This window comes from Caenimonas soli (assembly GCF_013155545.1).
Taxonomy (GTDB): Bacteria; Pseudomonadota; Gammaproteobacteria; order Burkholderiales; family Burkholderiaceae_C; genus Ramlibacter; species Ramlibacter soli.
The window spans coordinates 45,518-70,745 of sequence record NZ_JABJVV010000015.1 but is presented as its reverse complement, the minus strand read 5'-3'; the positions used below and the strand labels follow the sequence as shown (position 1 = coordinate 70,745).

Genomic DNA, 25,228 nt, shown 5'->3' with positions numbered 1-25,228 from the left:
GGTCACCTGGATCAATCTGTCGTTGGCATCGTATGTCGACGTGGGCCTCAAGCTTGACGTGGAGCCGACCATCTACCTCGACGGCGAAGTTGCAATCAAAGTCGCGCTCGAGGTCAGCAACATCATCAGCCAGCTGCAAACCAAGTCGGGTACCGTCGCCTATCAGATCGGGACTCGCACGGCGCAAACCGTGCTGCGGCTGAAGGACGGCGAGAACCAGGTGCTTGCCGGCTTGATCAACGACGAGGACCGGCGTACAGCGAACAAGGTGCCGGTGCTGGGCGAAGTGCCCATCGTGGGTCGGCTGTTCGGCAATCAGGCGGACGATAGAAGCAAGACGGAAATCGTACTTTCCATCACACCCCGTATCCTGCGCAACGTGCGGCGGCCGGATGCTTCCGTGATCGAATTCGAATCCGGCACTGAGAACAGTCTCGCCTCCCGGCCGTCGGCCGGACCCGCCCTGCCCGTGGCCGGCGCTGCCGCGCCGGCCACGGCGCCAGCGGCAGTTCCAGCTTCCAGCAGCGCGCAGCAGAGCAGTATCGGGAGTAACGTGCCCTCAGCTGCCGCGCCGGCGCCCGCATCGTCGATCACCACGGCCAACCAGGTGCTCTCCGGTAGCGCGACCGTCCTTCGGTGGCAGGGCCCGGCACAGCTGAAGGTGGGCGACACGTTTGCCTTGCAGCTGCTGATGCAATCCGACCAGCCGGTAGTAAGTGTGCCGATGGCGTTGGCATTCGACCCGCGGGTGCTGCAGCTCACCTCAGTCGTGGAAGGCGACTTTCTGCGCCAGGGCGGCGCACAGACGAACTTCACCAGCCGGATCGATCCCAGTGGGCAGATCCTCATGACCGGCACTCGAGCCGGCGACACCGGCGCCTCGGCGGTGGGCGCCCTTGCGACCCTCAACTTCCGGGTCGCGGCTGCGGCCAGCCCCGAGACGCAAGTACAGTTGCTAACGGTCGCGCCGATTGGCCCGGGAGGGCGCGGCATCGTCGCTCCGCTGCCTCCGCCGCACACCTTGCGCCTCGGCCCCAACTGATGAAGCTGCGCGGGTTCACGCTGATCGAGTTGCTGGTCACGCTAGCGATCCTGGCTGTGCTCGCTACGCTGGTCATACCCCTGGCCCAAGTTCAGACGCAGCGCGGCAAAGAACAGGAACTGCGTGCCGCGCTGCGGGAGATCAGGGCGGCCATCGACGCCTACAAGAAAGCCTCGGACGAGGGCCGCATCCGAAAAGAGATTGGATCGACCGGTTATCCCAAGACGCTGGAGGTGCTGGTGGAAGGCGCGGACGATCAGCGCGACGCCAAGCGTCGCAAGATGTTTTTTCTGCGCAAGGTTCCCCGCGATCCGTTTGACAGCGATCCGGCCTCCGCTGACGCCGATACATGGGCCAAGCGCTCCTATTCGAGCGAAGCGGACGACCCGCATGAGGGAGACGATGTGTACGACGTTCGCAGCCGCTCGCCACTGATCGGCCTGAACGGTACGCCGCTCAAGAAATGGTGACGCCATGAAGCATCGCGTTTCCCACATGTCGGCGATCGGCTTCACGCTGATCGAGCTACTGGTGGTATTGGCCATCGTATCGACGTTGCTACTGCTGGTGGCGCCCCGCTATTTCAGCAAGGTCGACGAGGCAAGAGAAGCCGTGCTCCGCGACAACCTGCGCATCACCCGGGACGTGTTAGACAAGTTCTATGGGGACAATGGCCGCTACCCCGAAACACTTGAAGAACTGGTCGAAAAAAGATACCTCCGCGCGCTGCCGGTAGACCCCGTAACTGACTCGGCCACGACCTGGCAGCTCGTCCCCGTGCCCGAGGGCTACAAGGGAGCGGTGTATGACATCCGCAGCGGCGCCGCCGGAACAGCGCGGGATGGAAGGAACTATGGCGACTGGTAGGTGCCGCCGCGAGCACGGCTTTGCCTATGTGCTACTTCTCATTGCGATAGCCCTGCTCGGCCTCGTGGCGAGCGTTTCGCTGAGCCTGGGTGCGGCGATGGCGAGGCGTGATGCCGAACGGCAACTGCTGGCCATCGGGCTGGAACTCCAACAGGCATTGCGCAGCTACGCGGGCATTCCCGCGGGTGCAATCTTGCCGGCCCCTGGCCGAGGGCCGCGCACCCTTGAGGACCTACTGAGAGACCCGAGGGCCCCCGGTATCCAGCGGCACCTGAGGCAGCTCTACACCGACCCATTGACGGGTCGCGCCGACTGGGGCCTGGTGCGGGACGGCCAAGGCTACATCCTCGGCATTCATAGCATGGCAGAGGGACAGCCCATCCAAAGAACTGCCTTCGCGCCGACCCTGGCAGGCTTCGAAGAGGCCGGCAGCTACCGCAACTGGGTATTCGGCTTACCCCTGCCGCCAGAGACACTTCGCCACCCGACAAATGCAATCATGCAATGATTAGGCCTTGTGCAAGGAGACTGCAATGGAAACCCCAGAACATGAAGCGGCACCAGCAACGGCTGAGCCACGCAACTCATTCCTCGAAGAGAAGGCTTTCAAATCGCGCACGGTCCTCGTGTTCGGCGCCATCTCCGACTCGTCTGCCAGCGAGGTGGCGCGGCGCCTGATCGCCTTGGATGCGGATTCGTCCGCACCCATCGACATGCTGGTGAGTTCGCCCGGCGGACACCTGGAGTCGGGTGACGCCATCCACGACATCCTGCGCTTCATCAGCGCCCCGGTGAACATGATCGGGACCGGCTGGGTCGGCAGCGCCGCCACGCACATGTATCTGGCCGTGCCGCGCGACCGGCGCTATTGCACGCCCAACACCCGCTTCCTCATTCACCAACCCAGCGGCGGCGCCGGCGGCCAGGCGAGCGACATCGCGATCCATGCGAAGGAAATACTCAAGGCGCGCGAACGCATCGCCAAGACGATTGCCCGCGAAACCGGCAAGCCGTTGGACACGGTGCTGCTCGATATCGAGCGCGATCGCTGGCTCTCCGCCGAGGAGGCGGTGGAATACGGATTGGTAGGCCGCGTCATCGAGAGCAAGAAAGATTTGAAGCGCTGACTTCGCCCCGGCGGCTACCTTAGGCGCTCGTCACGATGGCCAGCGATTCGCCCATCACGGCGGGGTGGAAGGCCAGGTCCACGTGTGCAACGCCGCGCACCAGCCGGTTGTCGGCGCCCGCCAAGGTGGCGGTCGAGGCGGGAAACACGATGTTGTCGCAGTTGGAGTACCAGCAGGTGAACCGGATGTCGCGGCATTGCTCGCTATGCACAGCCAGCTCCTGCAGCCATGGGTTGCGCAATCGCATCTGGCGTCCGTTCTCCAGATGGCTGAAGTGACCGAGCCAGGTGCCGTGGTGCGGCGAGCCGATGGTGATGACGTGGTGCACACAGGCGTCGGGCGACTTGGCGCGAAGCCAGGCTCGCGCCGCGACCCCGCCCATGCTGTGGCAGATCAGCACCGGCGGCAGGCCTGTTGCCTGCGTCATTCGCAGGACGGCGTCTTCGATGGTGGCGGCGTAGTCCTCGATGGAGCCGAACACCGGCTCGAGGTTGACGGCGATGAACGGGTTGCCGGACGCGCGCAGCCGCTCGAGCCACGGATTCCAGAAGCCACGGTTGCAGACGAAGCCGTGGATGAAGACTGCGCCGCGCCGGCCCCGCTGCGCATGCCCGATTTCAAGCGCGTCCGGTACGACGCGCCAGCGAAAAGGTTGGCGCCAGCAAAACACACGTGGCGCCATGACGGTTTCCCCCAGCCAGGCGCGCCCGAGTTCCGCCCAAGTGGGCTGGGGCACGGAGTCGCCGCGGCCAACGAAGCGCAGCGCCACGAACTCGACCGCCAGGAACAGCGAGTAGCCCAGGACGATGGTGAGAAAACCCGCCAGTGCCAACAGCGGTGAATCTCGCCAATGCCAGACCAGCCAGGCCAAGGCACCGCACAACAACGACACGGTAATGACTTGCTGCAGCCGGGCCAGAGCCGAATGCGGTGGGGAGGACATCAGCCGAGTATCACGTCCTGCCCGCTCAGCCGTTTGGCAAGGGACTGCGCCAGCCGATTGGTGACGCCGTAGATCGACAGCTGCGGGTTCGCGCCGATGCTGGTGGGAAAGATGGATCCGTCGTGGATGGAAAGGTTTTCGAGCTGCCAGTGCACGCCGTCGGGCCTCGTCACGCCAAGGCTCTCGCTGCCCGCGGCTCCGCATCCACCCATGACGTGGGCGCTGACAACTTTGGTGAGCAGCGGTTTCATGGGCAAGCTGCCGATCGCCTGCTTGGCCTCGGACCAGGACGTGTAGGGCCGGGCCATTTCGTGCACCGGCAGGACTTGGCGGGCGCCGGCCGCAAACTGGATCTCGGCCATCGCCAGCAGTGCACGCCTGGCGCCGTCCATCACGAAGTCGGTCAATGGATACTCCAGTACGGGCGAGCCGTCGCCGCGCAGCTTGACCTTGCCGCCCGGCGAATCGCGATGGAAGCCGTCGCGCAGCAGCGCCAGCAACACGTGCGTATTCGGGAATTTCTTGAGCAGCTCTGCCTGCTCCCGCCCGAACCCGGTGACGCTCGACGCAAAGATCACCGGGTGCAGCGGAGGCGCCTCCAGCTTGAAGCCGATGGGGCCGTCGATGGCGTCGGTCTCCAGGAAGTGATCGGTATAGATCGTCTGGGGCGCACCCTGCCAGCCCTCGACCCTTTGCTCCATCACGCCGGCGGACATCACGACAGGGTGCAGGAACGTGCGCACGCCCAGGCGGCCGTGCGGGTCCGGCGCCTCGGACCGCAACAGCACCGCAGGCGAATTGATCGCGCCGGCGGCAAGCACATAGTGCCGCGCGACGATGGTGCAGCCCCCCGTATCGGACGCGGTCACAGCGCCGTTGGACTTGACCGGCCCGCACAGGAGCGACCTGACTTTCCCGTTGGCGATGTCGAACCGCTCCGCCCGCGTTTCCACCAGCAAGGCGGCGCCCAGGTCGAGCGCCGCGGGAATCGTGGTGACCAGCATCGATTGCTTGGCGTTGGTCGGGCAGCCCATGCCGCACGACCCCAGGTTCCAGCAACCCTTGACGTTGCGGGCGATCGCCGCAGCGCTGATCCCCAGCTTGGCGGCGCCGCGGCGCAGCAGGTCGTTGTTCTCGTTGGGCGGCGTCAGCCAAGGTCCGATGTTGAGGCGGCGTTCCGCTTGCGTGAAGTAAGGGGCAAGCGCATCGTTTTCGAAACCGGCCAAGCCGAAATGCGCGCGCCAGTAGTCGAGCGTGGGCGCGGGCGTGCGAAAGGAACTGGTCCAGTTGACGGTGGTGGAACCGCCGACGCACCTGCCCTGCAGGATGTTGATGGCCTTGTCCTCGGTCTTGCGCGCCGCGCTTTCCTGGTACAAGGACGGATAGGCCGTGGCCTCCTGCTGGTTGAAATCGGAACTGCTCTTGAGCGGGCCCTCTTCGACGATGACGACTTTCAGGCCGGCCTTCGTCAACAGCTCCGCGGTGATTCCCGCGCCGGCGCCCGAGCCGATGATGGCCACGTCGCACGTGATCCGCGGCGGCACTTCTCCATGCGGTCCGCCCATGACTTTCCAGCCACGCCTCAAGCCATCCCGGATGGGATCTTGCACACTGCTCATCAGGCTGCCTTCAAATTTTGAGCGGGCCGGGGTAGCCCAGCACGCTCCATGTTTGCGCGTCGGAAAAATAGGCGCCGCCCACGATGTCGTGCAGCGCCTGATAGGCCTGCTGGCGAAGGCTGATGCTGGAAACGCGCATGCCCTGCAGGGCTCGTTCGATGTCCGGGACGGAGGCGACCTGCCAGGGCTCGCTGAGGCCCGCCACTGCGCGGCGCCCGCCGCCGCTGGCCAGCAAAGCCAGCAGCTGGGAAAGCTCCGACTGCGCGTGCGGCGCCAGCGCGGCGACTACCGCGTCGATACGCCCGAGCAGCGCATCCAGTGCGCTGCCCAACTCCTGCGCCCCAGTGGGCAAGCTGCCGTCCAGGAGCGCACGGCTCACGCCCGCAAAAACTTCACGCCCGGCATTCGACAGCCTGGCCTCGTGCAGGCCGGGTTTGAGCAACGCCAGGGCGCCGCCCCCCATCGCGAGGGCGGCGGCGGAAACCGCGCCCAGTGTCAGCAAGCTCCTTCTTCGCATGACCTGACTATCGCACGCCCCGGCGAGGCCTCTGTAGAGCGCCCCGCCTAGATAGACTCGGGGTTTGCATGGAAGCCGCACAAAAAATCCGCGCCGCAGTCACCACCGTATCGCTGCTGAGAAGCACGGTGGAGGCAGACCCATCGCTCCTGGCCGCGCTGGCACGCGTCAAACACGTGCAGTCACGGCGGTTCGCGGCCAGCTACGCCGACCTGCTGGCTGCCGGACCCTATGCGGCGGCAGCACGCTTTTTCCTCGATGAGCTCTACAGCGACAAGGACTACGCCGAGCGCGACGCCCAGTTTGCACGCATCGCGGGCGCCATCGAACGCCTGTTTCCCGCGCAAGTCGCGGACACCGCCGTCGCCCTCGCGGAACTGCACGCGCTCACCGAGGAGCTGGATCAGGCGATGGCGGTAGCCTGGCTGGCGCAGGGCGACGACCTCACCGAGGCCCAGCGCTATGTTCGCGCCTGGCGCAAGGTCGGACGGCGAGCGGATCGCGAAAACCAGCTCACGGTGGTTATGGGCATTGGCCGGAAGATGGCGCGGTTTACCCGCACACCCGGCCTGCGCATGATGCTCAAGATGATGCGGCCCGCGGCAGTTGCGGCCGGACTGGGCTCTCTTCAACACTTTCTCGAAAACGGTTTCGACACCTTCGCGGCCATGGCTCGCGATAATGGAGCCGACGGTTTCCTGGGCACCATCGAGGAGCGCGAATCGCGGCTGATCGCCGTGCTGTTCGACGCCGACCTTGTCGCATGCGAGACGGAACTGGCCCGCGCCCTAGGACAAGCCCCCTAACCCTGGCCGTTGACTCCTTTGACAATCGCTGCCGAAGGAGTTCTGAATGGAAAAGCATTGGCTCAAGAATTACCCGGATGGCGTCCCGCATGAGGTCCAGCCGGAACAGTACCGTTCGCTGACGCAGCTGCTGGAGGAATCGTTCAAGAGGAACGCCTCGCGTCCGTTCTCGGTTTGCATGGAGCGCTGGATGACCTACGGGCAGCTCGACGAGCTGTCCGAGGCGCTCGGGGCCTGGCTGCAAGCCCAGGGCCTGGAGCCGGGCGCGCGCGTGGCCATCATGCTGCCCAACATTCCGCAATTCGCCGTGACCATGGCCGCCGTGCTGCGCGCGGGCTACACCTGCGTCAATGTGAACCCGCTGTACACGGCCCGCGAACTCGAACACCAGCTCAAGGACTCGGGCGCCACCACGATCGTCATCCTGGAGAACTTCGCGAATACGCTCGAGGAAGTCATCGACAGAACGCCGATCAAGCATGTCGTCATGGCTTCGATGGGCGACCTTCTCGGTTTCCTGTTCGGCACGTGGATCACGTTCGCGGTGCGCCACCTGGCCAAGATGGTCCCGGCCTACAAACTGCCGCTGACGGGCGGGCGCAAGGTCACGCCTTTCAATCGCGCGATTGCCGAGGGCACCTCGATGCCTCTCCAGCCGAGCCCCCAGACCCTGGATTCGATTGCCTTCCTGCAGTACACCGGTGGAACCACGGGCCTGTCCAAGGGCGCGGTGCTGACTCACCGCAATATCGTGTCGGCGATTCTGCAAGCGGAGGCGTGGTTCAGTCCCGCGCTCAAACGAATTGGCAACGTCAGCAAGACCAACAGCATCGCCGCGCTGCCGCTGTACCACATCTTTGCGCTGACGCTCTGCCTGCTGGCAATCCGCTGGGGCTCGCACCTGACGTTGGTCCCCAATCCCAGGGACTTCGGCAAGTTCGTCGACGTGCTGAAGAAGCGGCCCTTCCATCTTTTCCCGGCGGTGAACACCTTGTTCAATGCGCTGCTGCAACATCCGCAATTCAAGTCCATCGATTTTTCGCAGCTGTGCCTTTCGCAGGCCGGCGGCATGGCTGCTTCGGAGGGGACCGCCAAGCAATGGCATCAAGCCACCGGCTGCCCGATGATCGAAGGCTGGGGCATGAGCGAGACCTGCGCGATCGGCACCAACAACATCGTGACCAGCACCCAGTTCACGGGGACGATCGGCCTGCCGCTGCCGGGGATCGAGATTGCCATCAAGGACGACGACGGGCACTCCTTGCCGCTGGGCCAGCCCGGCGAGATCTGCATCAAGGGTCCCAACGTGATGCGCGGCTATTACAACCAGCCGGCCGAGAACGAGAAGGCGTTCACCTCCGACGGCTTCATGCGGACCGGCGACATCGGCGTGATGGATGAGCGCGGCTACACCAAGATCGTCGACCGCAAGAAGGACATGATCCTGGTGAGCGGGTTCAACGTCTTCCCGAACGAGTTGGAGAACGTGATTTCGCTGTGCCCGGGCGTCGTTGAATGCGCGGCCATCGGCATCCCCGATGAAAAGCAGGGCGAAGCGATCAAGGTCTTCGTGGTCAAGAACGACCCGACCCTGAGCGAGGAAGATGTGGGCCAGTACTGCCGGCAGAACCTCACGGGCTACAAGGTGCCCAAGTACATCGAGTTCAGGGACGATCTGCCCAAGACCAACGTCGGCAAGATCCTGCGGCGAGAGCTGCGTTCCGCGCAATAAGCGGGGGCGATCGGCTTCGGGTAGTCTTTGGGTATGGTCGAAATACCGGGGCTTCCTTCGGGCATCGTGGTCTTCGAGCGGGGCTGGCTGTCCGCCAACAACATCCTTTTTCAGGGAAGTGGTGGCGCCGCCCTGGTCGACAGCGGGTATTGCACACACGCGGAGCAGACACTGGCGTTGGTTCAGCGCGCGCTCGGCGAGCGCCCGCTCGATTTGCTGTTGAATACGCATCTTCACAGCGACCACTGTGGCGGCAACGCCGCACTGCAGATGCGCTACCCGGCTGTCCAGACCCGAATTCCGCCGGGCCAGGCTGAATTCGTCCGCAACTGGGATCCAGTCGCCCTGACTTATGTTCCAACCGGCCAGCAATGCCCGCCGTTCAAGATAGAAGGACTGCTCCAACCGGGAAAAACGGTGCTCTTGGGCGACCGCAGCTGGCAGATTCACGGCTCTCCGGGGCACGATCCGCATTCGGTGATCCTGTTCGAAGCCGAATCGCGCACCCTTATCTCCGCCGACTCGCTATGGGAAAACGGCTTTGGCGTTGTTTTTCAGGAGTTGGAGGGGGAGCGGGCGTTCGACGAAGTGGCGGAAACGCTCGACCTGATCGAAACCCTGGACCCGCTTGTCGTGATTCCAGGGCACGGGAAAGTCTTTACGCATGTAGCGCAGTCCCTGGCCGCGGCGCGCCGGCGGCTCGATGGCTTCGTGCGCGACCCGATGAAGCATGCCACGCATGCCGCCAAAGTGCTGCTCAAGTTCAAGTTGCTTGAATTTCAGCGTTTGAGCATGGCGGAATTTACGCGATGGGCAAGCGCGACGGCCTATTTCGGCCTGGTGCACCAACGCTGGTTTTCGGAGATCGAACAATCGGCATGGATAGCGCAGCTGGCCGACGACCTGGTGCGGGCCGGGGCTGCCCGACGCGAAGGCGAATACTTGTTGAACGCCTGAAAAGGAAAAGCGTTTCGGAAAAAACAAAAGGCCCAGCATTTCTGCTGGGCCTTTCGGGCTGTAAGAGCCTGACGATGTCCTACTTTCACACGGGAACCCGCACTATCATCGGCGCTGAGTCGTTTCACTGTCCTGTTCGGGATGGGAAGGAGTGGTACCAACTCGCTATGGTCATCAGGCATAACTTTTTGTCGCGTTGACCACAGGTCAACACAACGAATTCATAGAGTTTGGAATCAGCTTGTATTTCTTGAATGCGTCACTTGGCATAACACCCTTGATCTGACGATCAAAGTTATAGGGTCAAGCCGCACGAGCAATTAGTATCAGTTAGCTTAACGCATTACTGCGCTTCCACACCTGACCTATCAACGTCCTGGTCTTGAACGACTCTTTAGGGGGCTCAAGGCCCCGGCAGATCTCATCTTAGAACGAGTTTCCCGCTTAGATGCTTTCAGCGGTTATCTCTTCCGCACTTAGCTACTCGGCAATGCCATTGGCATGACAACCGATACACCAGCGGTGCGTCCACTCCGGTCCTCTCGTACTAGGAGCAGGCTTCTTCAAATCTGCAGCGCCCACGGAAGATAGGGACCAAACTGTCTCACGACGTTTTAAACCCAGCTCACGTACCTCTTTAAATGGCGAACAGCCATACCCTTGGGACCGGCTACAGCCCCAGGATGAGATGAGCCGACATCGAGGTGCCAAACACCGCCGTCGATATGAACTCTTGGGCGGTATCAGCCTGTTATCCCCAGAGTACCTTTTATCCGTTGAGCGATGGCCCTTCCATACAGAACCACCGGATCACTATGTCCTGCTTTCGCATCTGCTCGACTTGTCAGTCTCGCAGTTAAGCACGCTTATGCCATTGCACTATTAGCACGATGTCCGACCGTACCTAGCGTACCTTCGAACTCCTCCGTTACGCTTTGGGAGGAGACCGCCCCAGTCAAACTGCCTACCATGCACTGTCCCCGACCCGGATAACGGGCCTAGGTTAGAACCTCAAACGCACCAGGGTGGTATTTCAACGTTGGCTCCACGATACCTAGCGGCACCGCTTCAAAGCCTCCCACCTATCCTACACAGATCCGTTCAAAGTCCAATACAAAGCTACAGTAAAGGTTCATGGGGTCTTTCCGTCTTTCCGCGGGGAGATTGCATCATCACAAACATTTCAACTTCGCTGAGTCTCAGGAGGAGACAGTGTGGCCATCGTTACGCCATTCGTGCAGGTCGGAACTTACCCGACAAGGAATTTCGCTACCTTAGGACCGTTATAGTTACGGCCGCCGTTTACTGGGACTTCAATCAAGAGCTTGCACCCCATCATTTAATCTTCCAGCACCGGGCAGGCGTCACACCCTATACGTCCACTTTCGTGTTTGCAGAGTGCTGTGTTTTTATTAAACAGTCGCAGCCACCGATTTTTTGCAACCTCATTGGGCTCCATCCGCGAGGGACTTCACCTACTAAAGGCACACCTTCTTCCGAAGTTACGGTGTCAATTTGCCGAGTTCCTTCTCCTGAGTTCTCTCAAGCGCCTTAGAATACTCATCTCGCGCACCAGTGTCGGTTTGCGGTACGGTCGTGTGTAGCTGAAGCTTAGTGGCTTTTCCTGGAAGCAGGGTATCACTCACTTCGGCTGCAAGCAGCCTCGTTATCACCCCTCATCTAAGCCCGGCGGATTTACCTACCAGGCACGACTACAGGCTTGAACCAACATATCCAACAGTTGGCTGAGTTAACCTTCTCCGTCCCCACATCGCACTACACATCGGTACAGGAATATTGACCTGTTTCCCATCAGCTACGCATCTCTGCCTCGCCTTAGGGGCCGACTCACTCTACGCCGATGAACGTTGCGTAGAAAACCTTGCGCTTACGGCGAGCGGGCTTTTCACCCGCTTTAACGCTACTCATGTCAGCATTCGCACTTCTGATACCTCCAGCGCGCTTTACAACGCACCTTCACAGGCTTACAGAACGCTCTCCTACCACTTGCACTTGCGTGCAAATCCGCAGCTTCGGTAACTGGCTTAGCCCCGTTACATCTTCCGCGCAGGACGACTCGATCAGTGAGCTATTACGCTTTCTTTAAATGATGGCTGCTTCTAAGCCAACATCCTGACTGTTTTAGCCTTCCCACTTCGTTTCCCACTTAGCCAATTTTAGGGACCTTAGCTGGCGGTCTGGGTTGTTTCCCTCTTGAGTCCGGACGTTAGCACCCGGTGCTCTGTCTCCCAAGCTGTACTCATCGGTATTCGGAGTTTGCATAGGTTTGGTAAGTCGCCATGACCCCCTAGCCTAAACAGTGCTCTACCCCCGATGGTAATACTTGAGGCACTACCTAAATAGTTTTCGGAGAGAACCAGCTATTTCCAAGTTTGTTTAGCCTTTCACCCCTATCCACAGCTCATCCGCTAGTTTTGCAACACTAGTCGGTTCGGACCTCCAGTACCTGTTACGGCACCTTCATCCTGGCCATGGATAGATCACTTGGTTTCGGGTCTACACCCAGCGACTGGACGCCCTATTCGGACTCGGTTTCCCTGCGGCTACCCTATTCGGTTAACCTTGCCACTGAATGTAAGTCGCTGACCCATTATACAAAAGGTACGCAGTCACCCCTTACGAGGCTCCTACTTTTTGTAAGCATACGGTTTCAGGATCTATTTCACTCCCCTCCCGGGGTTCTTTTCGCCTTTCCCTCACGGTACTAGTTCACTATCGGTCGATTACGAGTATTTAGCCTTGGAGGATGGTCCCCCCATATTCAGACAGGATTACACGTGTCCCGCCCTACTTGTCGTTAGCTCAGTACCACACAGGTCTTTTCACGTACGGGGCTATCACCCGCTATGGCCAGCTTTTCCAAGCTGTTCCGTTAAGTCTTGTGCTATCACTAACAGGCTGTTCCGATTTCGCTCGCCACTACTTTCGGAATCTCGGTTGATGTCTATTCCTCGAGCTACTGAGATGTTTCAGTTCACCCGGTTCGCCTCGCATGACTATGTATTCATCATGCGATACCCCTAAGGGTGGGTTTCCCCATTCGGAAATCTCCGGATCAAAGCTTATTTGCCAGCTCCCCGAAGCTTATCGCAGGCTATCACGTCCTTCGTCGCCTGTAATCGCCAAGGCATCCACCATATGCTCTTATTCACTTGACCCTATAACTTTGACGCCTCTCACGAGAAGCAAAGTCAATCAAGGAATTGCCAGGTCTTTCACCTGACGCGTTATGCCGTACTTCAAAAAATCGATTTGACTCGAAATTGAAGTTTCTTTTGACGCAATCAAAAAATTTACATGTCGCTAGCGGCACGGTCTGCACTAAACCTTTACGAATGTGCAGTTTCCGCTAGCGACGCTGATTCGACTCTATGAATTGTTAAAGAACAGCCGATTGATCGATAGATATCGATCAACAACAAAGAAGCCTCAAGATCTTTCGATGCTTAAAGCCGCTTTGGTGTTGAACCAAGTGACAAGATTGTTTGGTGGAGGATGACGGGATCGAACCGACGACCCCCTGCTTGCAAAGCAGGTGCTCTCCCAGCTGAGCTAATCCCCCAGAGATTGAAACGGAGGAATGGTGGGTCTGGGTGGTCTCGAACCACCGACCCCCGCCTTATCAAGACGGTGCTCTAACCAACTGAGCTACAGACCCGAGCCGGTCGCTAAGTGACCAGGCGCGAACCTGAGTCGTTGGCGACATCCTTCCAACAACCGATAAGTGTGGGCGTTTAAATTAGATTGCAGTTTCCAGAAAGGAGGTGATCCAGCCGCACCTTCCGATACGGCTACCTTGTTACGACTTCACCCCAGTCACGAACCCTGCCGTGGTAATCGCCCTCCTTGCGGTTAGGCTAACTACTTCTGGCAGAACCCGCTCCCATGGTGTGACGGGCGGTGTGTACAAGACCCGGGAACGTATTCACCGTGACATTCTGATCCACGATTACTAGCGATTCCGACTTCACGCAGTCGAGTTGCAGACTGCGATCCGGACTACGACCGGTTTTATGGGATTAGCTCCCCCTCGCGGGTTGGCAGCCCTTTGTACCGGCCATTGTATGACGTGTGTAGCCCCACCTATAAGGGCCATGAGGACTTGACGTCATCCCCACCTTCCTCCGGTTTGTCACCGGCAGTCTCATTAGAGTGCCCAACTAAATGTAGCAACTAATGACAAGGGTTGCGCTCGTTGCGGGACTTAACCCAACATCTCACGACACGAGCTGACGACAGCCATGCAGCACCTGTGTTACGGTTCTCTTTCGAGCACTAAGCCATCTCTGGCAAATTCCGTACATGTCAAAGGTGGGTAAGGTTTTTCGCGTTGCATCGAATTAAACCACATCATCCACCGCTTGTGCGGGTCCCCGTCAATTCCTTTGAGTTTCAACCTTGCGGCCGTACTCCCCAGGCGGTCAACTTCACGCGTTAGCTTCGTTACTGAGTCAGTGAAGACCCAACAACCAGTTGACATCGTTTAGGGCGTGGACTACCAGGGTATCTAATCCTGTTTGCTCCCCACGCTTTCGTGCATGAGCGTCAGTGCAGGCCCAGGGGATTGCCTTCGCCATCGGTGTTCCTCCGCATATCTACGCATTTCACTGCTACACGCGGAATTCCATCCCCCTCTGCCGCACTCCAGCGATGCAGTCACAAATGCAGTTCCCAGGTTGAGCCCGGGGATTTCACATCTGTCTTACATCACCGCCTGCGCACGCTTTACGCCCAGTAATTCCGATTAACGCTTGCACCCTACGTATTACCGCGGCTGCTGGCACGTAGTTAGCCGGTGCTTATTCTTACGGTACCGTCATGACCCTCCTGTATTAGAAGAAGGCTTTTCGTTCCGTACAAAAGCAGTTTACAACCCGAGGGCCTTCATCCTGCACGCGGAATGGCTGGATCAGGCTTTCGCCCATTGTCCAAAATTCCCCACTGCTGCCTCCCGTAGGAGTCTGGGCCGTGTCTCAGTCCCAGTGTGGCTGGTCGTCCTCTCAGACCAGCTACAGATCGTAGGCTTGGTGAGCCTTTACCCCACCAACTACCTAATCTGCCATCGGCCGCTCCAATCGCGCGAGGTCTTGCGATCCCCCGCTTTCATCCGTAGATCGTATGCGGTATTAGCTACGCTTTCGCGTAGTTATCCCCCACGACTGGGCACGTTCCGATGTATTACTCACCCGTTCGCCACTCGCCACCAGGGTTGCCCCCGTGCTGCCGTTCGACTTGCATGTGTAAAGCATTCCGCCAGCGTTCAATCTGAGCCAGGATCAAACTCTACAGTTCGATCTTGATTTCATTCGCTCTTTCGAGCAACTCATAAACTGGAATTGACATGAACTTCATTGCTGAATTTCATATCTATCTTTCATTCATGAGCGTTTAAAGTCTTGCGACTTAGTTCCGAAGAACTTGGCAATCGCCTTCAAACGCCCACGCTTATCGGCTGTATATTTTTAACGAACCTTCGTTGGCATCCACTCGACTTTGCGTCTCGTTTTGCCTGCTTGCTGTGATCAGCAGAGCCTCGAATTCTAGCAGGTTTTTTTAATCCCTGTCAACCTAGAAGGTTTCTTGCTTTCTTCGTTTTCGCTGCCGTTTCACTGGGAAACTTCAGCTGAGTCGTTTTCAGCAGAGCCTCGAATTCTATACCAGTTTTTGATCACCGGTCAAACTTTCGAGTCCTTCTTTTCTACCTCTTTCTGCCTTCGCGTTGCTCTCGCTTCGTTTCCAGCAGAGCCTCGAATTCTATACCGAAATTTTCGCTTCAGTCAAAACATTCGAGATTTTCTTTCTCCGCCGCTTCAGCACTTTTGCGCCCCGCGCTTTTGAAGTGCTGCACTCAGCAGAGCCCACGATTATGGCACGACTTTTTGCCGCACCCAACCGCGACTCAACTTTTTTGCAATCCGCCTGTACCGACCAGCGGCAACGTCCGTTGCCGCTGCCCAGTCAACGCAAACAGAGCGTTCGCAACTGCGGGCGCCAGCGGCGGTACGCCGGGTTCTCCCACTCCGCCCGGGGGGCGCTGGCTCGCGATGAGCCAAGTTTCCACTTGCGGAGCAAGGGCCATTCCGACCATCGGGTAGCTGGGAAAGTTCCCCTGCTGCACCACGCCCTCATGTATGTCGATGTTTCCATGGAGGGCCGCGGTCAGCCCGAAGATCACGGAGCTCTCCATCTGCTGTGCCACGATGTTCGGATTGACCACCGTGCCGCAATCAATGGCGCACACGACACGGTGGACCCGCGGCTTGCCACCTTCCAGCGAGACTTCCGCCACCTGAGCGACGATCGAGCCGAACGATTCATGCAGAGCCACACCCCGCGCGCGTCCAGCAGCCACTGGGCCGCCCCAGCCGGCCTTCTCGGCCGCCAGGTTCAACACCGCCAGATAACGGGGGACTCGCTTGAGGAGGCGGCGGCGAAACTCGACAGGGTCCGTCTTGGTTTCTGCGGCAAGCTCATCCATAAAGCTCTCGGAGAAGAACGCATTGTGGGAATGGCCGACGGAGCGCCAGAAACCCACCGGCACCCCCATGCGGGTCGCCACATGCTCCATATGCTGATTGGCAAACCCGTAGGGCAGGTCGAACAGGCCTTCGGCCGTGGTCTTGTCCGGCGTATCGACTGGCCCGGCAAGCGCCGGCAGCCCCCGCTCCATCCATCGCGGTGTGATGGCGTCGCCCGCCGACTTGATTCTCAGGCTGGTCACATTGCCTTGGCCGTCCACCGCGCCGCGCAGCATCGCCACATGCATGGGCCTATAGAAATCATGGCCCGTATCTTCTTCCCGCGACCAGATCAGTTGCACGGGGGCGCCCGCGCAGTCCATGGCCACGCGCACAGCCTGGGCGACATAGTCCACCTCGAGCCGGCGGCCGAAGCCGCCGCCCAACAAGGTCACATGCAGGGTGACGGCGTCCGGCGATACGCCGGCGACGCGGGCGGCGATGGCCCGTGCCATTTCGGGCACCTGCGTTGGCACCCAGACCTCGACCTTGCCGTCCCGGACCTGAGCAGTGCAATTCATGGGCTCCATCGTGGCGTGGGCCAGGTAAGGCGCCCGATACCAGGCCTCTATGCTGCGGGCCGCCTGCTTCTCCGCAGCCTGAGCATCGCCCTGCTCGTGAAAGACGTGGCCTTCCTGAGCCTTCACTGCGGCTTCGAGATCGGCGGCGATGCGGCGCGAATCCAGGGCGCCCCGGGGGCGCTGCTGCCATTCGACATCCACCGCCTGAATGGCCTGCCGGGCGTGCCAGTAGCTCTTGCCAACGACTGCGAATCCCGCGGTTGAGCCTGCGTAAGCCGGCAACAGCACCAGTCGCTCGACCCCAGCCATGGCCAGCGCCTTGTCCGATCGGACGCTGCCGGGTGCGCCCCCCAGCATGGGGCAAAGCCGGATCGCCGCGTACTTCAGGCCCGGCGGACGCACATCCAGCCCGAAGCGGGCGCTTCCGTCGACCTTGCCGGCCAGATCGAGCCGCGGCGCGGAGCGGCCGATGATCTTCCAGTCCTTGCGATCTTTCAATCGAACCGGTCCGGGCGGAGTCGCTGCGGCGAATTTCGCCATTTGCCCGTAGCTGGCCGATTTGCCGGAGGGATGGGTGATGACGCCGTCCTTGACGGAAAGCTCTTCAACCGGAAGCCGCCATTGCAAGGAGGTGGCCCCGAGCAGGGACGCCCGCGCCGTGGCCGCAGCCATGCGGATCACGTCCCACGCATCGACCACGCTGGAGGATCCCCCGGTTGCGTTGATCCCCAACTCGCGCGCGACCTTCCCTACCACCCATCGGCCCGCCTTGACCCGCCCGAAGCCGTCCTCGGCCTCATCCTCCAGCGGATGGAACGGCAGGCTGGCCACCAGCATGGAAACATTGCCGTAGATGGTGTCCGCACCCGCCTGCTCGATGCGTACGGCCGACAGCGGCACGTCGAGTTCTTCGGCCGCCAGCATGGGAAGCGCCGTATGCACGCCCTGCCCCATCTCGCTGCGCGGCATCGCCAGGACCACCAAGCCGTCCGCGGTGATCTTGATCCAGCCATTGAGCGCGACATCGCCCTCGTTCGGCAGCATCAGGCTTCCAGCGCCCAGCCGCGACCGCTGAGGCATCACCCCCCAACCGACAACCAGCGCACCCGCCGCGCCCGCCGCGAGCAACCAACTACGGCGCGACATGGAGCCCCCACGCTTGTCGCCTTCTGCGCCTGCGCTGCCCCCCAAGGGGGCCTTCGCGCCTTGGGACGGCCCAGCGCCGCTCATGCCTTCGCTCCGGCAGCCCGCTTGATCGCCAGCTTGACGCGCTGATAGGTGCCGCAGCGGCAGATGTTGGTCATCGCCTCAGCGATATCGGCGTCGGTCGGCTTGGGTTTTTTCTCCAGCAGGGCCGCCGCCGCCATCAGCATGCCGCTCTGGCAATAGCCGCATTGGGGCACCTGCTCGGCGATCCAGGCAGCTTGCAGAGGATGAGGCTTGCCGGGCGCGCCCAGCGCTTCGATGGTCTGGATGCGCTTGCCCACCACGGTGGAGACCGGCGTGACGCAAGACCGCACAGCCTGGCCGTCGACGCGGACCGTGCAAGCGCCACAGGCGGCCACGCCGCAGCCGAACTTGGTTCCCGTCATGTTCAACACGTCGCGCAGCACCCACAACAGGGGCATATTGGGGTCGGCTTCGGCCGTCATGGCCTTGCCGTTGATTTGCAGTTCCACTCCGCCTCCTTGGGCTTTTCGCCAGCGTCCGGTCACTATATAGAGGCCCGCGCGGCCGCGATAGAGGAGCCTCTCCAGCGCCTACCCGGATAATCCCGTCCTCCTATGGCATTGATCACCCTTCTCAATTCGCAGCTGGCCTTCGGCCACGTTGCCCTCCTCGACCACACCGATTTCTCGCTGGAGACCGGCGAACGCGTGGGCCTGATCGGGCGCAATGGCGCCGGCAAATCGTCCTTCCTCAAGATCCTGGCCGGCCTGGAAAAGGCCGACGACGGCGTCCTGCAACTCCAGCAGGGCCTTCGCATCGCCTACGTGGCGCAGGAGCCGGTGCTGGATTCAGAAGCGACCGTCTTCCAGGCCACGCTCGCCGGCGTGGCCGACGTGATTGCGCTGATCGACCAATACAGCCACGGCCACGGCGACCTCGACAAGCTGCAGGGCGCCATCGAAGCGCAGGACGGCTGGAACTGGGAGCAGCGCGTCGAGGAGACGCTGCAGCGGTTGCACCTGGACAAGGATGCGGTGATCGGCACGCTCTCGGGCGGAACCAAGAAGCGCGTGGCGCTGGGCCAGGCGCTGGTGCGCCGGCCCGACGTGCTGCTGCTCGATGAACCCACCAACCACCTGGACCTGGACTCCATCGAGTGGCTGGAGAACCTGCTGATCGACTTCAAGGGCAGCGTCGTCACCATCACCCACGACCGCACTTTCCTGGATCGCGTCGCCACCCGCATCGTGGAACTGGACCGCGGCAAGCTGCGTTCGTACCCGGGCAACTTCACCCAGTACCAGCTGCAAAAGGAAGAACAGCTCGCTCAGGAGGCCATCATCACGGCCAAGGCCGACAAGCTGCTGGCGCAGGAAGAAGTCTGGATCCGCAAGGGCGTGGAGGCCCGGCGCACCCGCGCGCAAGGCCGGATCACCCGGCTCGAACGGCTGCGGGCCCGCCGCGCCGCGCGGCGCGACGCGCTGGGCAGCGTCCGGCTGGACGTCGCTTCGGGCCTGCCCAGCGGCAAGATCGTGGCGGAACTCACCCGCGTCAACAAGGCTTTCGGCGACAAGGTGATCGTGCGCGATTTCACCGCCACCATCCTGCGCGGCGACAAGGTCGGCCTGATCGGTCCCAACGGCGCCGGCAAGACCACCTTGCTCAAGCTCATTCTCGGCGAGCTGGCGGCGGACAGCGGCGGCGTGCGCCAGGGCGCGAACCTGCAGGTGGCCTACTTCGACCAGATGCGTGACGCGCTGGACCTGGATGCCACGCTGGAGGACTTCATCAGCCCCGGCAGCGAATGGATCGAGATCGGCAACCAGCGCAAGCACGTCAAGAGCTACCTGGGCGACTTCCTGTTCTCGCCGGCGCGTTCCGGCTCGCCGGTGCGATCGCTGTCCGGCGGCGAGCGCAACCGCCTGCTGCTGGCGCGCTTGTTCGCACGGCCGGCCAACGTGCTGGTGCTGGACGAGCCGACCAATGACCTGGACATCGACACGCTGGAACTGCTGGAAGACCTGCTGCAGAACTACGACGGCACGGTGTTCCTGGTCAGCCACGACCGGGCATTCCTGGACAACGTGGTGACGAGCACCATCGTGTTCGAAGGCGGCGGCCTGTGGCGCGAGTACGAAGGCGGCGTGCAGGACTGGTTGACCCAATCGCGCCGGTCGCAGGCAATGGCGCAGGCCGCTGCCGCGGCAGACGCACGGTCGGCCGCGCCGGCCGCGAGCCTGGCCAAACCCGCCGCGGCGCCCGCGATCGCAGCGCCCAAGAAAAAGCTGAGTTACAGGGAGCAGCGCGAGCTGGAGACCCTTCCCACCCTGATCGAAGCGCTGGAGCAGGAACAAAAGCAGATCCACGAGGAGCTGGCCGACGGGGAACTCTATGGCAACAACCCGGCCCGCGCCGCCCTGCTCGGCGAGCGCAGCGCGCAAATCGACGACCAGCTGATGGCGGCGCTGGAGCGATGGGAAGCACTGGGCAGCACGCCATAGGGGTTTGTCTGGCAGGGATTGGTGGTAACGGCTGACCTTGGGGAGCCCCTCCGGAGCAGCCCCAGGGTTTACAGTGGCCGCATCCATGGAGCCCAACACACCTGCCGCCTGCCTGACTTCACCGCCGCACCTTCGCTGGGTGTTTGTCTTGCGTTGGATGCTGGCCATCAGCCTCTGGAGCTTGATCACCGGCTGCGCGAGCCTGCCGGACAACGTGGAGCGACCGGTATCCAGCGCCTTCAACGCGCCGGACCAGACGCCGCTGGGCCAGTTGGTGCAGCAGCGCAGGACGCAGGAAGGCGCGCGCAGCGACTCGGGCTTCCGGCTGTTGGACAGCGTGGGCGCGGCTTTTTCGAGCCGTCTGGCACTGATCCAGTCGGCCCAGCGCAGCCTGGACTTGCAGTACTACGCCATCCACGCCGACGCCAGCACCGAGATCCTGTTGCAGGGCCTGCGCGACGCGGCGCGGCGCGGCGTGCGTGTCCGGCTGCTGCTCGACGACTTCAATACGGCGGGAGAAGACGCCCAGGTGTTGCGCCTGGCCTTCGAGCCCAACGTGGAAATCCGCTTGTTCAATCCGCTGCCGGGCTCGCGCGCTTCATTGATGGGGCGCGTCATCACCTCATTGAAGGACATGCCCCGCATCCAGAAGCGCATGCACAACAAGCTGTTCATCGCCGACAACGCGATGGGCATCACCGGGGGTCGCAACCTCGGCGACGCCTATTTCGGAACCGACGACAAGAGCAATTTCGTCGACCTGGACGTGCTGGCGATGGGCCGCATCGTGCGCGACATGTCGGCCAGCTTCGACCGCTACTGGAACGACAAACTGGCCTACCCCATGGAGTTGCTGGTGTCGGCCCAGGACCTGGAGGAGTTGCGCAAGCCCCCGCCGGCGCCCGCAGCCGACCCGTCACGGCTGGCCAACAAGCCTGCTCCCAACATTGCGCCTGCGACCTTGACGTCCTCCATCCTTCCCGACATCACGCCCACGGCTGTCGTCAGCGCCGAACCCACGCCCATGGACCTACGCAGGATCCCGCTGGCCTGGGCGCCGGCGCTGTTGATGGAAGACAAGCCGGGCAAGATCGGCCCGGGCGACGACGAGGTGGACGCGGGCGACACCCTGGTCGATGGCCTGTTGCAGCTGATGGATCAGGCCCGCCAGGAAGTGCTGATCATCTCGCCCTACTTCGTGCCGGGCGCGGCGATGATGGAGCAATTCGGGCGCATGCGCGCCAGGGGCGTGCGCATCCGCGTGCTCACGAATTCGCTGGCCTCCAACGACGCGCCGGCGGCCCACGCCGGCTATGCGCGCTACCGCAAGGACCTGGTGGCGATGGGGATCGAGCTGTACGAGATGCGCGCCGACCAGGAGGGGACGGTGGGCGGCATGGGCTCGACCGCCGGCTTCGGTTCCGGCCGCGCGGGCGGCTCCAAGAGCGGCAGCAGCGCTTCACGGGCCAGCCTCCACTCCAAGGCGGTGATCATCGACAAGCGGCTGGCCGTGATCGGCTCCATGAACCTCGATCTGCGATCGCAACTGAAAAACAGCGAGGTGGCGCTTCTGATCCGCAGCACCGCCGTCTCGCAGGAAGCCGCGCGCCAGGTCGATGCCACCATCGCGCAAGGCGCCTACAGGCTCGAGCTCGAGAAGAGCCAGCTGGTCTGGCGCGCGCCCCCAGGCGCCGCGTTCAAGGACGCCCGCAGCGAACCGGAGGCCAGCACCAAGCTGAAACTGCTGGTGATGCTGATCGCCCCCTTCGCTCCCGACGAGATGCTGTAGCCGCTACATCTGGCGGACCAGCTCCGAGTACTTCTTCCAGAACGCCGCATCCTGCGTGGTCGCGAAGTTGATGCGCATCAGGGTGCTGGGTTTGCGCTCCGCGTGAAACAGCGCGCCGGGCGCCAGCAGGTAGCCCTCGTCCAGCATGCGCTGCGCCAGCGCGTCGGTATCCACGCCCGTGTCCACCCAGCCGAACAGCCCGACCGGCTCCGCGGCAAAGGTGCAGCCGGCGTTCAAGGCGAGCTTCACGCTGCGGCTGCGTGCTGCTCCCAGGCGGGTCTTGATGCGCTCGGCATGCCGGCGAAGCTGGCCCTGCTCCATGCACAGGGCCAGAGCCTTCTCCAGCAGGGCCGGCGTGGTCAGCGTGGTCAGCAGTTTGGTATCCAGCAATCGCTCGATCAGCGAGGAATCGGCCGCCAGAAAGCCGACCCGCCAATTCGGCGCCAGTATCTTGGCGAAGCCGCTGACGTGGATGGTCCGCTGCAGGCCGTCGAGCGCACACAGGCGCGTCGCGTGCTCGGGTGCGATATGGCTGTAGGTGTCGTCCTCGACGATGTGGAAGTTGTGCTGGTTGGCCAGCTGCAGCATGCGGTGCGCGCTGCCCGGGGTGAGGCAGTAGCCGGTGGGATTGTGGAACACGCTCACGCTGACATAGAGCTTGGGCTGGTGCACCTCGCAATACTTCGCCATCACCTCCAGATCCGGCCCCTCGGCCCGGCGCGGCACCGGCAGCAGGCGCATGCCCATGGCCGTGAGCCGCGCGAACTCCACCGCCCAGCCCGGCTCCTCCACCATCACGTGATCGCCCGCGCGCAGCAGTGTGCGGCTGACGATGTCCAGCGCATGGGTGGCGCCCACGGTCGTGATGATGTTTTCCGGCGCGGCATGCACGCTCAAGGTCGCCAGCTTGTTGGAAAGCATGCGGCGCAGGCCGCTGTCGCCCATGGGCTCGCCGTACTGCAGTGAAAACTGCTGCAGCGACTTGGTGCTGGTCACCTTGCGCACCGCCGCCGGCATGAAGGTCGATTCCATCCATTCGGGCGGGAACACACCCATGCCGGGCTGGGGTTTGTTGCTGACCTTGTGGAACATGCCGCGGATCAGCGCCGTGGCCTCGATCGGTGCAAAAGCGCGCGGCGTGACGAATCCCGTCGCGGTCGCCCAGGCCGAGACCGGCCGGGCGCCGCTGCCCGGCTCGGGCGCGGCCTGCGCGGGCTCGCTGCGACTCTCGCGCACAAAGAAGCCGCGGTTCTTGCGAGCCTCCACCATGCCTTGCGCCAGCAGCTGGTCGTACGCGGCCACCACCGTCGAGGGACTCACGCCCTGCTGCTGCGCGCATTGCCGCACCGACGGCAGGCGCGCGCCCGGCGCCAGCAGCCGGTCGCGAATGCGCTGGGCGAAGCGCGCCGACAACTGCTCGGTCAGCGATTGCGAAGAGGCTTTCATCAGCATGGGAATGTCCTTCTGTATTGTCGGTCCGGGCAGTACAGATGACCAAACTGATATGGCCAACTGTACTGCTCGTGTATTGGCCTCAAAGATTACAGTGATCCTCATGAACAGGCAAGAGGACCTTCGAACATGAGCGCGGCGGAGCTGTTGGCCCTGCTGGCGTTTGCTACCGCGATGAGTTTCTCGCCGGGGCCCAACACCACCTTGTCCACCGCACTCGCGGCCAATCACGGGCTGCGGCGCGCCCTGCGCTTTTGCCTGGCCGTCCCCACCGGCTGGACGATGCTCATGGTGGCCTGCGGGCTCGGCCTCGGGGCCTTGGTCACCGGCATGCCGGCGCTGAACTGGGCCATCAAGATCGCCGGCGCCGCCTACATGCTGTGGCTCGCCTTCAAGTTATCCGGTTCGGCCCAGCTCACGCAAGTGGACGCAGCCCGGCTCGACGTCACCTTCATCCAGGGCGTGGGCCTGCAGTTCCTCAACATCAAAGCCTGGATGCTCGCGCTCACGCTCACCGCCGGCTGGGTGGTCAACGCGGCCGGCGCGCCGGCGGCCAACCCGGGCGAGCGGCTCGCCATCATCAGCGCCGTCATGGTGGTGTTTGCATTCACCAGCAACTTTATGTATGCACTACTGGGTTCGCTGCTGCGGCAATGGCTGTCGCAAGGCGCGCGCCTGCTCTGGTTCAACCGCGCGCTGGCGCTCGTGCTCACGGCCACCGCGGCCTGGATGCTCACCGTATGAAGCCGCAGGAAACCAGGGGCCTTTGGCTGGGCCTGGCCGGCGTGACCATTTTCGCGCTCACGCTGCCCATGACGCGGCTGGCCGTCGGCACGCCCGAAGCACCGCAGATGTCGGGCGTCTTCATCGCTTTGGGGCGCGCCGTCGTCGCGGCCTTGCTGTCCACCGTCTTCCTGCTGGTCACGCGCGCGCCGCTGCCCCGCCGCGAGGACTGGTTGCCGCTGGCCATCACCTCGGCTGGCGTGGTGTTCGGATTTCCTCTGCTCACTTCGATCGCCATGCGCCACGTCGAGGCCGTGCATGCCAGCGTGATCGTCGGCGTGTTGCCGCTGGCCACCGCAGCGGTGGGCGCCTGGCTGCACCGGCAGCGGCCCTCGGCCGGGTTCTGGGCCTGCGCCGCCCTGGGCAGTGCCCTGGTGGTGGCCTTCGCGGTACTGCGATCCGGACAAAGCGGCCTCGCCATGCAATCCGCCGACTTGCTGCTGCTCGCGGCCATGATCTGCGCCGCCGTCGGCTATGGCTGGGGGGCGCGGCTCTCGCAGCGCATGCGCGCCGAACACGTGATCTGCTGGGCCCTGGTCATCGCGCTGCCGCTCACTGCGCCGGTCGCATTGCTGACCCGCCCGCAACACGCACTGCAGGCGGCGGCCTGGTGGGGCTTCGCCTACGTGGCGGTATTCTCCATGTGGCTTGGATTCTTCGCCTGGTACCGCGGCCTGGCCCTGGGCGGCACCGTCCGCGTCAGCCAGGTGCAACTGATACAGCCCTTCCTGGGAATGCTGTTCGCCGTGCCCCTGCTGGGCGAGTCGCTGGACGCGGTCACACTGGGCTTTGCCGCCGCCGTGATAGCGACAGTCTTCCTGGGCAAGAAGATGCCCGTGCGGGCGGCGGCGTGAAGGCGACCT

At 62.4% G+C, this 25,228-nt stretch carries 18 protein-coding genes, 2 tRNA genes and 3 rRNA genes; 12 read left to right on the top strand and 11 right to left on the bottom strand.

The window, feature by feature from the left end:
- Nucleotides 1-22: 22 nt before the first annotated feature.
- Genes HNE04_RS21220 through HNE04_RS21200 form a run of 5 tightly spaced genes read left to right on the top strand, consistent with a single transcriptional unit; the run spans nt 23 to nt 3,036 of the window.
- Entirely contained in the window at nt 23-1,042 is a 1,020-nt protein-coding gene (locus HNE04_RS21220) for a cohesin domain-containing protein (protein ID WP_235965248.1), read from the top strand.
- Entirely contained in the window at nt 1,042-1,512 is a 471-nt protein-coding gene (locus HNE04_RS21215; protein WP_172223722.1) for a type II secretion system protein, read from the top strand. Before HNE04_RS21220 ends, HNE04_RS21215 begins: the two co-directional genes overlap by 1 nt.
- Nucleotides 1,513-1,516: 4 nt before the next feature.
- Entirely contained in the window at nt 1,517-1,909 is a 393-nt protein-coding gene (locus HNE04_RS21210; RefSeq protein ID WP_172223719.1) for a type II secretion system protein, read from the top strand.
- Nucleotides 1,896-2,417, top strand: a complete 522-nt coding sequence (locus HNE04_RS21205; protein ID WP_172223716.1) for a type II secretion system protein — start codon at nt 1,896-1,898, stop codon at nt 2,415-2,417. The genes HNE04_RS21210 and HNE04_RS21205 overlap by 14 nt, the downstream gene beginning before the upstream one ends.
- Nucleotides 2,418-2,442: 25 nt before the next feature.
- Nucleotides 2,443-3,036 (top strand): ATP-dependent Clp protease proteolytic subunit, encoded by a 594-nt coding sequence (locus tag HNE04_RS21200; protein WP_172223714.1) that lies wholly within the window; start codon nt 2,443-2,445, stop codon nt 3,034-3,036.
- Nucleotides 3,037-3,055: 19 nt separating this feature from the next.
- Here HNE04_RS21200 and HNE04_RS21195 read toward each other — a convergent pair whose 3' ends face one another.
- From HNE04_RS21195 to HNE04_RS21185, 3 genes are read right to left on the bottom strand one after another with little or no spacing between them, the layout of a single operon-like run.
- On the bottom strand, nt 3,056-3,979 hold the full coding sequence (locus tag HNE04_RS21195; protein WP_172223712.1) for an esterase/lipase family protein: 924 nt from the start codon (nt 3,977-3,979) through the stop codon (nt 3,056-3,058).
- On the bottom strand, nt 3,979-5,598 hold the full coding sequence (locus tag HNE04_RS21190; RefSeq protein WP_172223710.1) for a GMC family oxidoreductase: 1,620 nt from the start codon (nt 5,596-5,598) through the stop codon (nt 3,979-3,981). The genes HNE04_RS21195 and HNE04_RS21190 overlap by 1 nt, the downstream gene beginning before the upstream one ends.
- Nucleotides 5,599-5,608: 10 nt before the next feature.
- Entirely contained in the window at nt 5,609-6,115 is a 507-nt protein-coding gene (locus tag HNE04_RS21185) for a hypothetical protein (RefSeq protein WP_172223708.1), read from the bottom strand.
- 68 nt (nt 6,116-6,183) lie between these two features.
- Here HNE04_RS21185 and HNE04_RS21180 point away from each other — a divergent pair, with 68 nt between their 5' ends.
- The 3 genes from HNE04_RS21180 to HNE04_RS21170 are packed head-to-tail and all read left to right on the top strand — an operon-like array spanning nt 6,184 to nt 9,610.
- Nucleotides 6,184-6,921, top strand: a complete 738-nt coding sequence (locus tag HNE04_RS21180; protein ID WP_172223706.1) for an FFLEELY motif protein — start codon at nt 6,184-6,186, stop codon at nt 6,919-6,921.
- A gap of 46 nt (nt 6,922-6,967) precedes the next feature.
- A complete protein-coding gene (locus HNE04_RS21175; RefSeq protein WP_172223705.1) occupies nt 6,968-8,653 on the top strand; it encodes an AMP-binding protein in 1,686 nt (561 codons plus the stop codon).
- A 33-nt stretch (nt 8,654-8,686) separates the two neighbouring features.
- On the top strand, nt 8,687-9,610 hold the full coding sequence (locus tag HNE04_RS21170) for an MBL fold metallo-hydrolase (protein WP_172223703.1): 924 nt from the start codon (nt 8,687-8,689) through the stop codon (nt 9,608-9,610).
- Nucleotides 9,611-9,676: 66 nt separating this feature from the next.
- Here HNE04_RS21170 and rrf read toward each other — a convergent pair.
- From rrf to HNE04_RS21135, 7 genes are all read right to left on the bottom strand, one after another.
- Nucleotides 9,677-9,789: ribosomal RNA gene (rrf, locus tag HNE04_RS21165) — 5S ribosomal RNA — on the bottom strand.
- A gap of 120 nt (nt 9,790-9,909) precedes the next feature.
- A 23S ribosomal RNA gene (locus tag HNE04_RS21160) occupies nt 9,910-12,789 on the bottom strand.
- A 328-nt stretch (nt 12,790-13,117) separates the two neighbouring features.
- Nucleotides 13,118-13,193, bottom strand: a tRNA-Ala gene (locus tag HNE04_RS21155).
- Between the two features lie 19 nt (nt 13,194-13,212).
- Nucleotides 13,213-13,289, bottom strand: a tRNA-Ile gene (locus HNE04_RS21150).
- 99 nt (nt 13,290-13,388) lie between these two features.
- Nucleotides 13,389-14,923, bottom strand: a 16S ribosomal RNA gene (locus HNE04_RS21145).
- Together the 16S, 23S and 5S rRNA genes with 2 tRNA genes alongside form the textbook arrangement of a ribosomal RNA operon.
- A gap of 607 nt (nt 14,924-15,530) precedes the next feature.
- Entirely contained in the window at nt 15,531-17,816 is a 2,286-nt protein-coding gene (locus tag HNE04_RS21140; protein WP_172223701.1) for a xanthine dehydrogenase family protein molybdopterin-binding subunit, read from the bottom strand.
- 80 nt (nt 17,817-17,896) lie between these two features.
- Nucleotides 17,897-18,349: a (2Fe-2S)-binding protein gene (locus HNE04_RS21135; RefSeq protein ID WP_172223699.1), complete on the bottom strand. Its 453-nt coding sequence runs from the start codon at nt 18,347-18,349 to the stop codon at nt 17,897-17,899.
- A 105-nt stretch (nt 18,350-18,454) separates the two neighbouring features.
- On the opposite strand from HNE04_RS21135, the gene HNE04_RS21130 reads away from it, so the two are divergent.
- Nucleotides 18,455-20,341 carry an ATP-binding cassette domain-containing protein gene (locus HNE04_RS21130; RefSeq protein WP_172223697.1) on the top strand — a complete coding sequence of 629 codons (1,887 nt, stop codon included), beginning with the start codon at nt 18,455-18,457 and terminating at the stop codon, nt 20,339-20,341.
- A gap of 85 nt (nt 20,342-20,426) precedes the next feature.
- Complete coding sequence (locus tag HNE04_RS21125) at nt 20,427-22,130, top strand: phospholipase D-like domain-containing protein (protein ID WP_172223695.1); 1,704 nt, start codon at nt 20,427-20,429, stop codon at nt 22,128-22,130.
- 3 nt (nt 22,131-22,133) lie between these two features.
- Here HNE04_RS21125 and HNE04_RS21120 read toward each other — a convergent pair whose 3' ends face one another.
- Nucleotides 22,134-23,582, bottom strand: coding sequence for an aminotransferase-like domain-containing protein (locus HNE04_RS21120; protein ID WP_172223692.1), 1,449 nt, complete (start codon nt 23,580-23,582; stop codon nt 22,134-22,136).
- A gap of 129 nt (nt 23,583-23,711) precedes the next feature.
- Between HNE04_RS21120 and HNE04_RS21115 the strand changes: the two genes are divergently transcribed.
- Nucleotides 23,712-24,326 carry a LysE family translocator gene (locus tag HNE04_RS21115; RefSeq protein WP_172223689.1) on the top strand — a complete coding sequence of 205 codons (615 nt, stop codon included), beginning with the start codon at nt 23,712-23,714 and terminating at the stop codon, nt 24,324-24,326.
- A complete protein-coding gene (locus HNE04_RS21110; protein ID WP_172223687.1) occupies nt 24,323-25,219 on the top strand; it encodes a DMT family transporter in 897 nt (298 codons plus the stop codon). Before HNE04_RS21115 ends, HNE04_RS21110 begins: the two co-directional genes overlap by 4 nt.
- Nucleotides 25,220-25,228 lie beyond the last annotated feature (9 nt).

Excerpts from the sequence above, each read along its gene's own strand:
- HNE04_RS21140 (WP_172223701.1), bottom strand. The coding sequence starts at position 17,816 with ATGTCGCGCCGTAGTTGGTTGCTCGCGGCGGGCGCGGCGGGTGCGCTG.
- HNE04_RS21205 (WP_172223716.1), top strand. The coding sequence starts at position 1,896 with ATGGCGACTGGTAGGTGCCGCCGCGAGCACGGCTTTGCCTATGTGCTA.
- HNE04_RS21210 (WP_172223719.1), top strand. The coding sequence starts at position 1,517 with ATGAAGCATCGCGTTTCCCACATGTCGGCGATCGGCTTCACGCTGATC.
- HNE04_RS21195 (WP_172223712.1), bottom strand. The coding sequence starts at position 3,979 with ATGTCCTCCCCACCGCATTCGGCTCTGGCCCGGCTGCAGCAAGTCATT.
- HNE04_RS21170 (WP_172223703.1), top strand. The coding sequence starts at position 8,687 with ATGGTCGAAATACCGGGGCTTCCTTCGGGCATCGTGGTCTTCGAGCGG.
- HNE04_RS21125 (WP_172223695.1), top strand. The coding sequence starts at position 20,427 with ATGGAGCCCAACACACCTGCCGCCTGCCTGACTTCACCGCCGCACCTT.
- HNE04_RS21185 (WP_172223708.1), bottom strand. The coding sequence starts at position 6,115 with ATGCGAAGAAGGAGCTTGCTGACACTGGGCGCGGTTTCCGCCGCCGCC.
- HNE04_RS21110 (WP_172223687.1), top strand. The coding sequence starts at position 24,323 with ATGAAGCCGCAGGAAACCAGGGGCCTTTGGCTGGGCCTGGCCGGCGTG.
- HNE04_RS21130 (WP_172223697.1), top strand. The coding sequence starts at position 18,455 with ATGGCATTGATCACCCTTCTCAATTCGCAGCTGGCCTTCGGCCACGTT.
- HNE04_RS21200 (WP_172223714.1), top strand. The coding sequence starts at position 2,443 with ATGGAAACCCCAGAACATGAAGCGGCACCAGCAACGGCTGAGCCACGC.
- HNE04_RS21190 (WP_172223710.1), bottom strand. The coding sequence starts at position 5,598 with ATGAGCAGTGTGCAAGATCCCATCCGGGATGGCTTGAGGCGTGGCTGG.
- HNE04_RS21115 (WP_172223689.1), top strand. The coding sequence starts at position 23,712 with ATGAGCGCGGCGGAGCTGTTGGCCCTGCTGGCGTTTGCTACCGCGATG.
- HNE04_RS21180 (WP_172223706.1), top strand. The coding sequence starts at position 6,184 with ATGGAAGCCGCACAAAAAATCCGCGCCGCAGTCACCACCGTATCGCTG.
- HNE04_RS21120 (WP_172223692.1), bottom strand. The coding sequence starts at position 23,582 with ATGCTGATGAAAGCCTCTTCGCAATCGCTGACCGAGCAGTTGTCGGCG.
- HNE04_RS21175 (WP_172223705.1), top strand. The coding sequence starts at position 6,968 with ATGGAAAAGCATTGGCTCAAGAATTACCCGGATGGCGTCCCGCATGAG.
- HNE04_RS21215 (WP_172223722.1), top strand. The coding sequence starts at position 1,042 with ATGAAGCTGCGCGGGTTCACGCTGATCGAGTTGCTGGTCACGCTAGCG.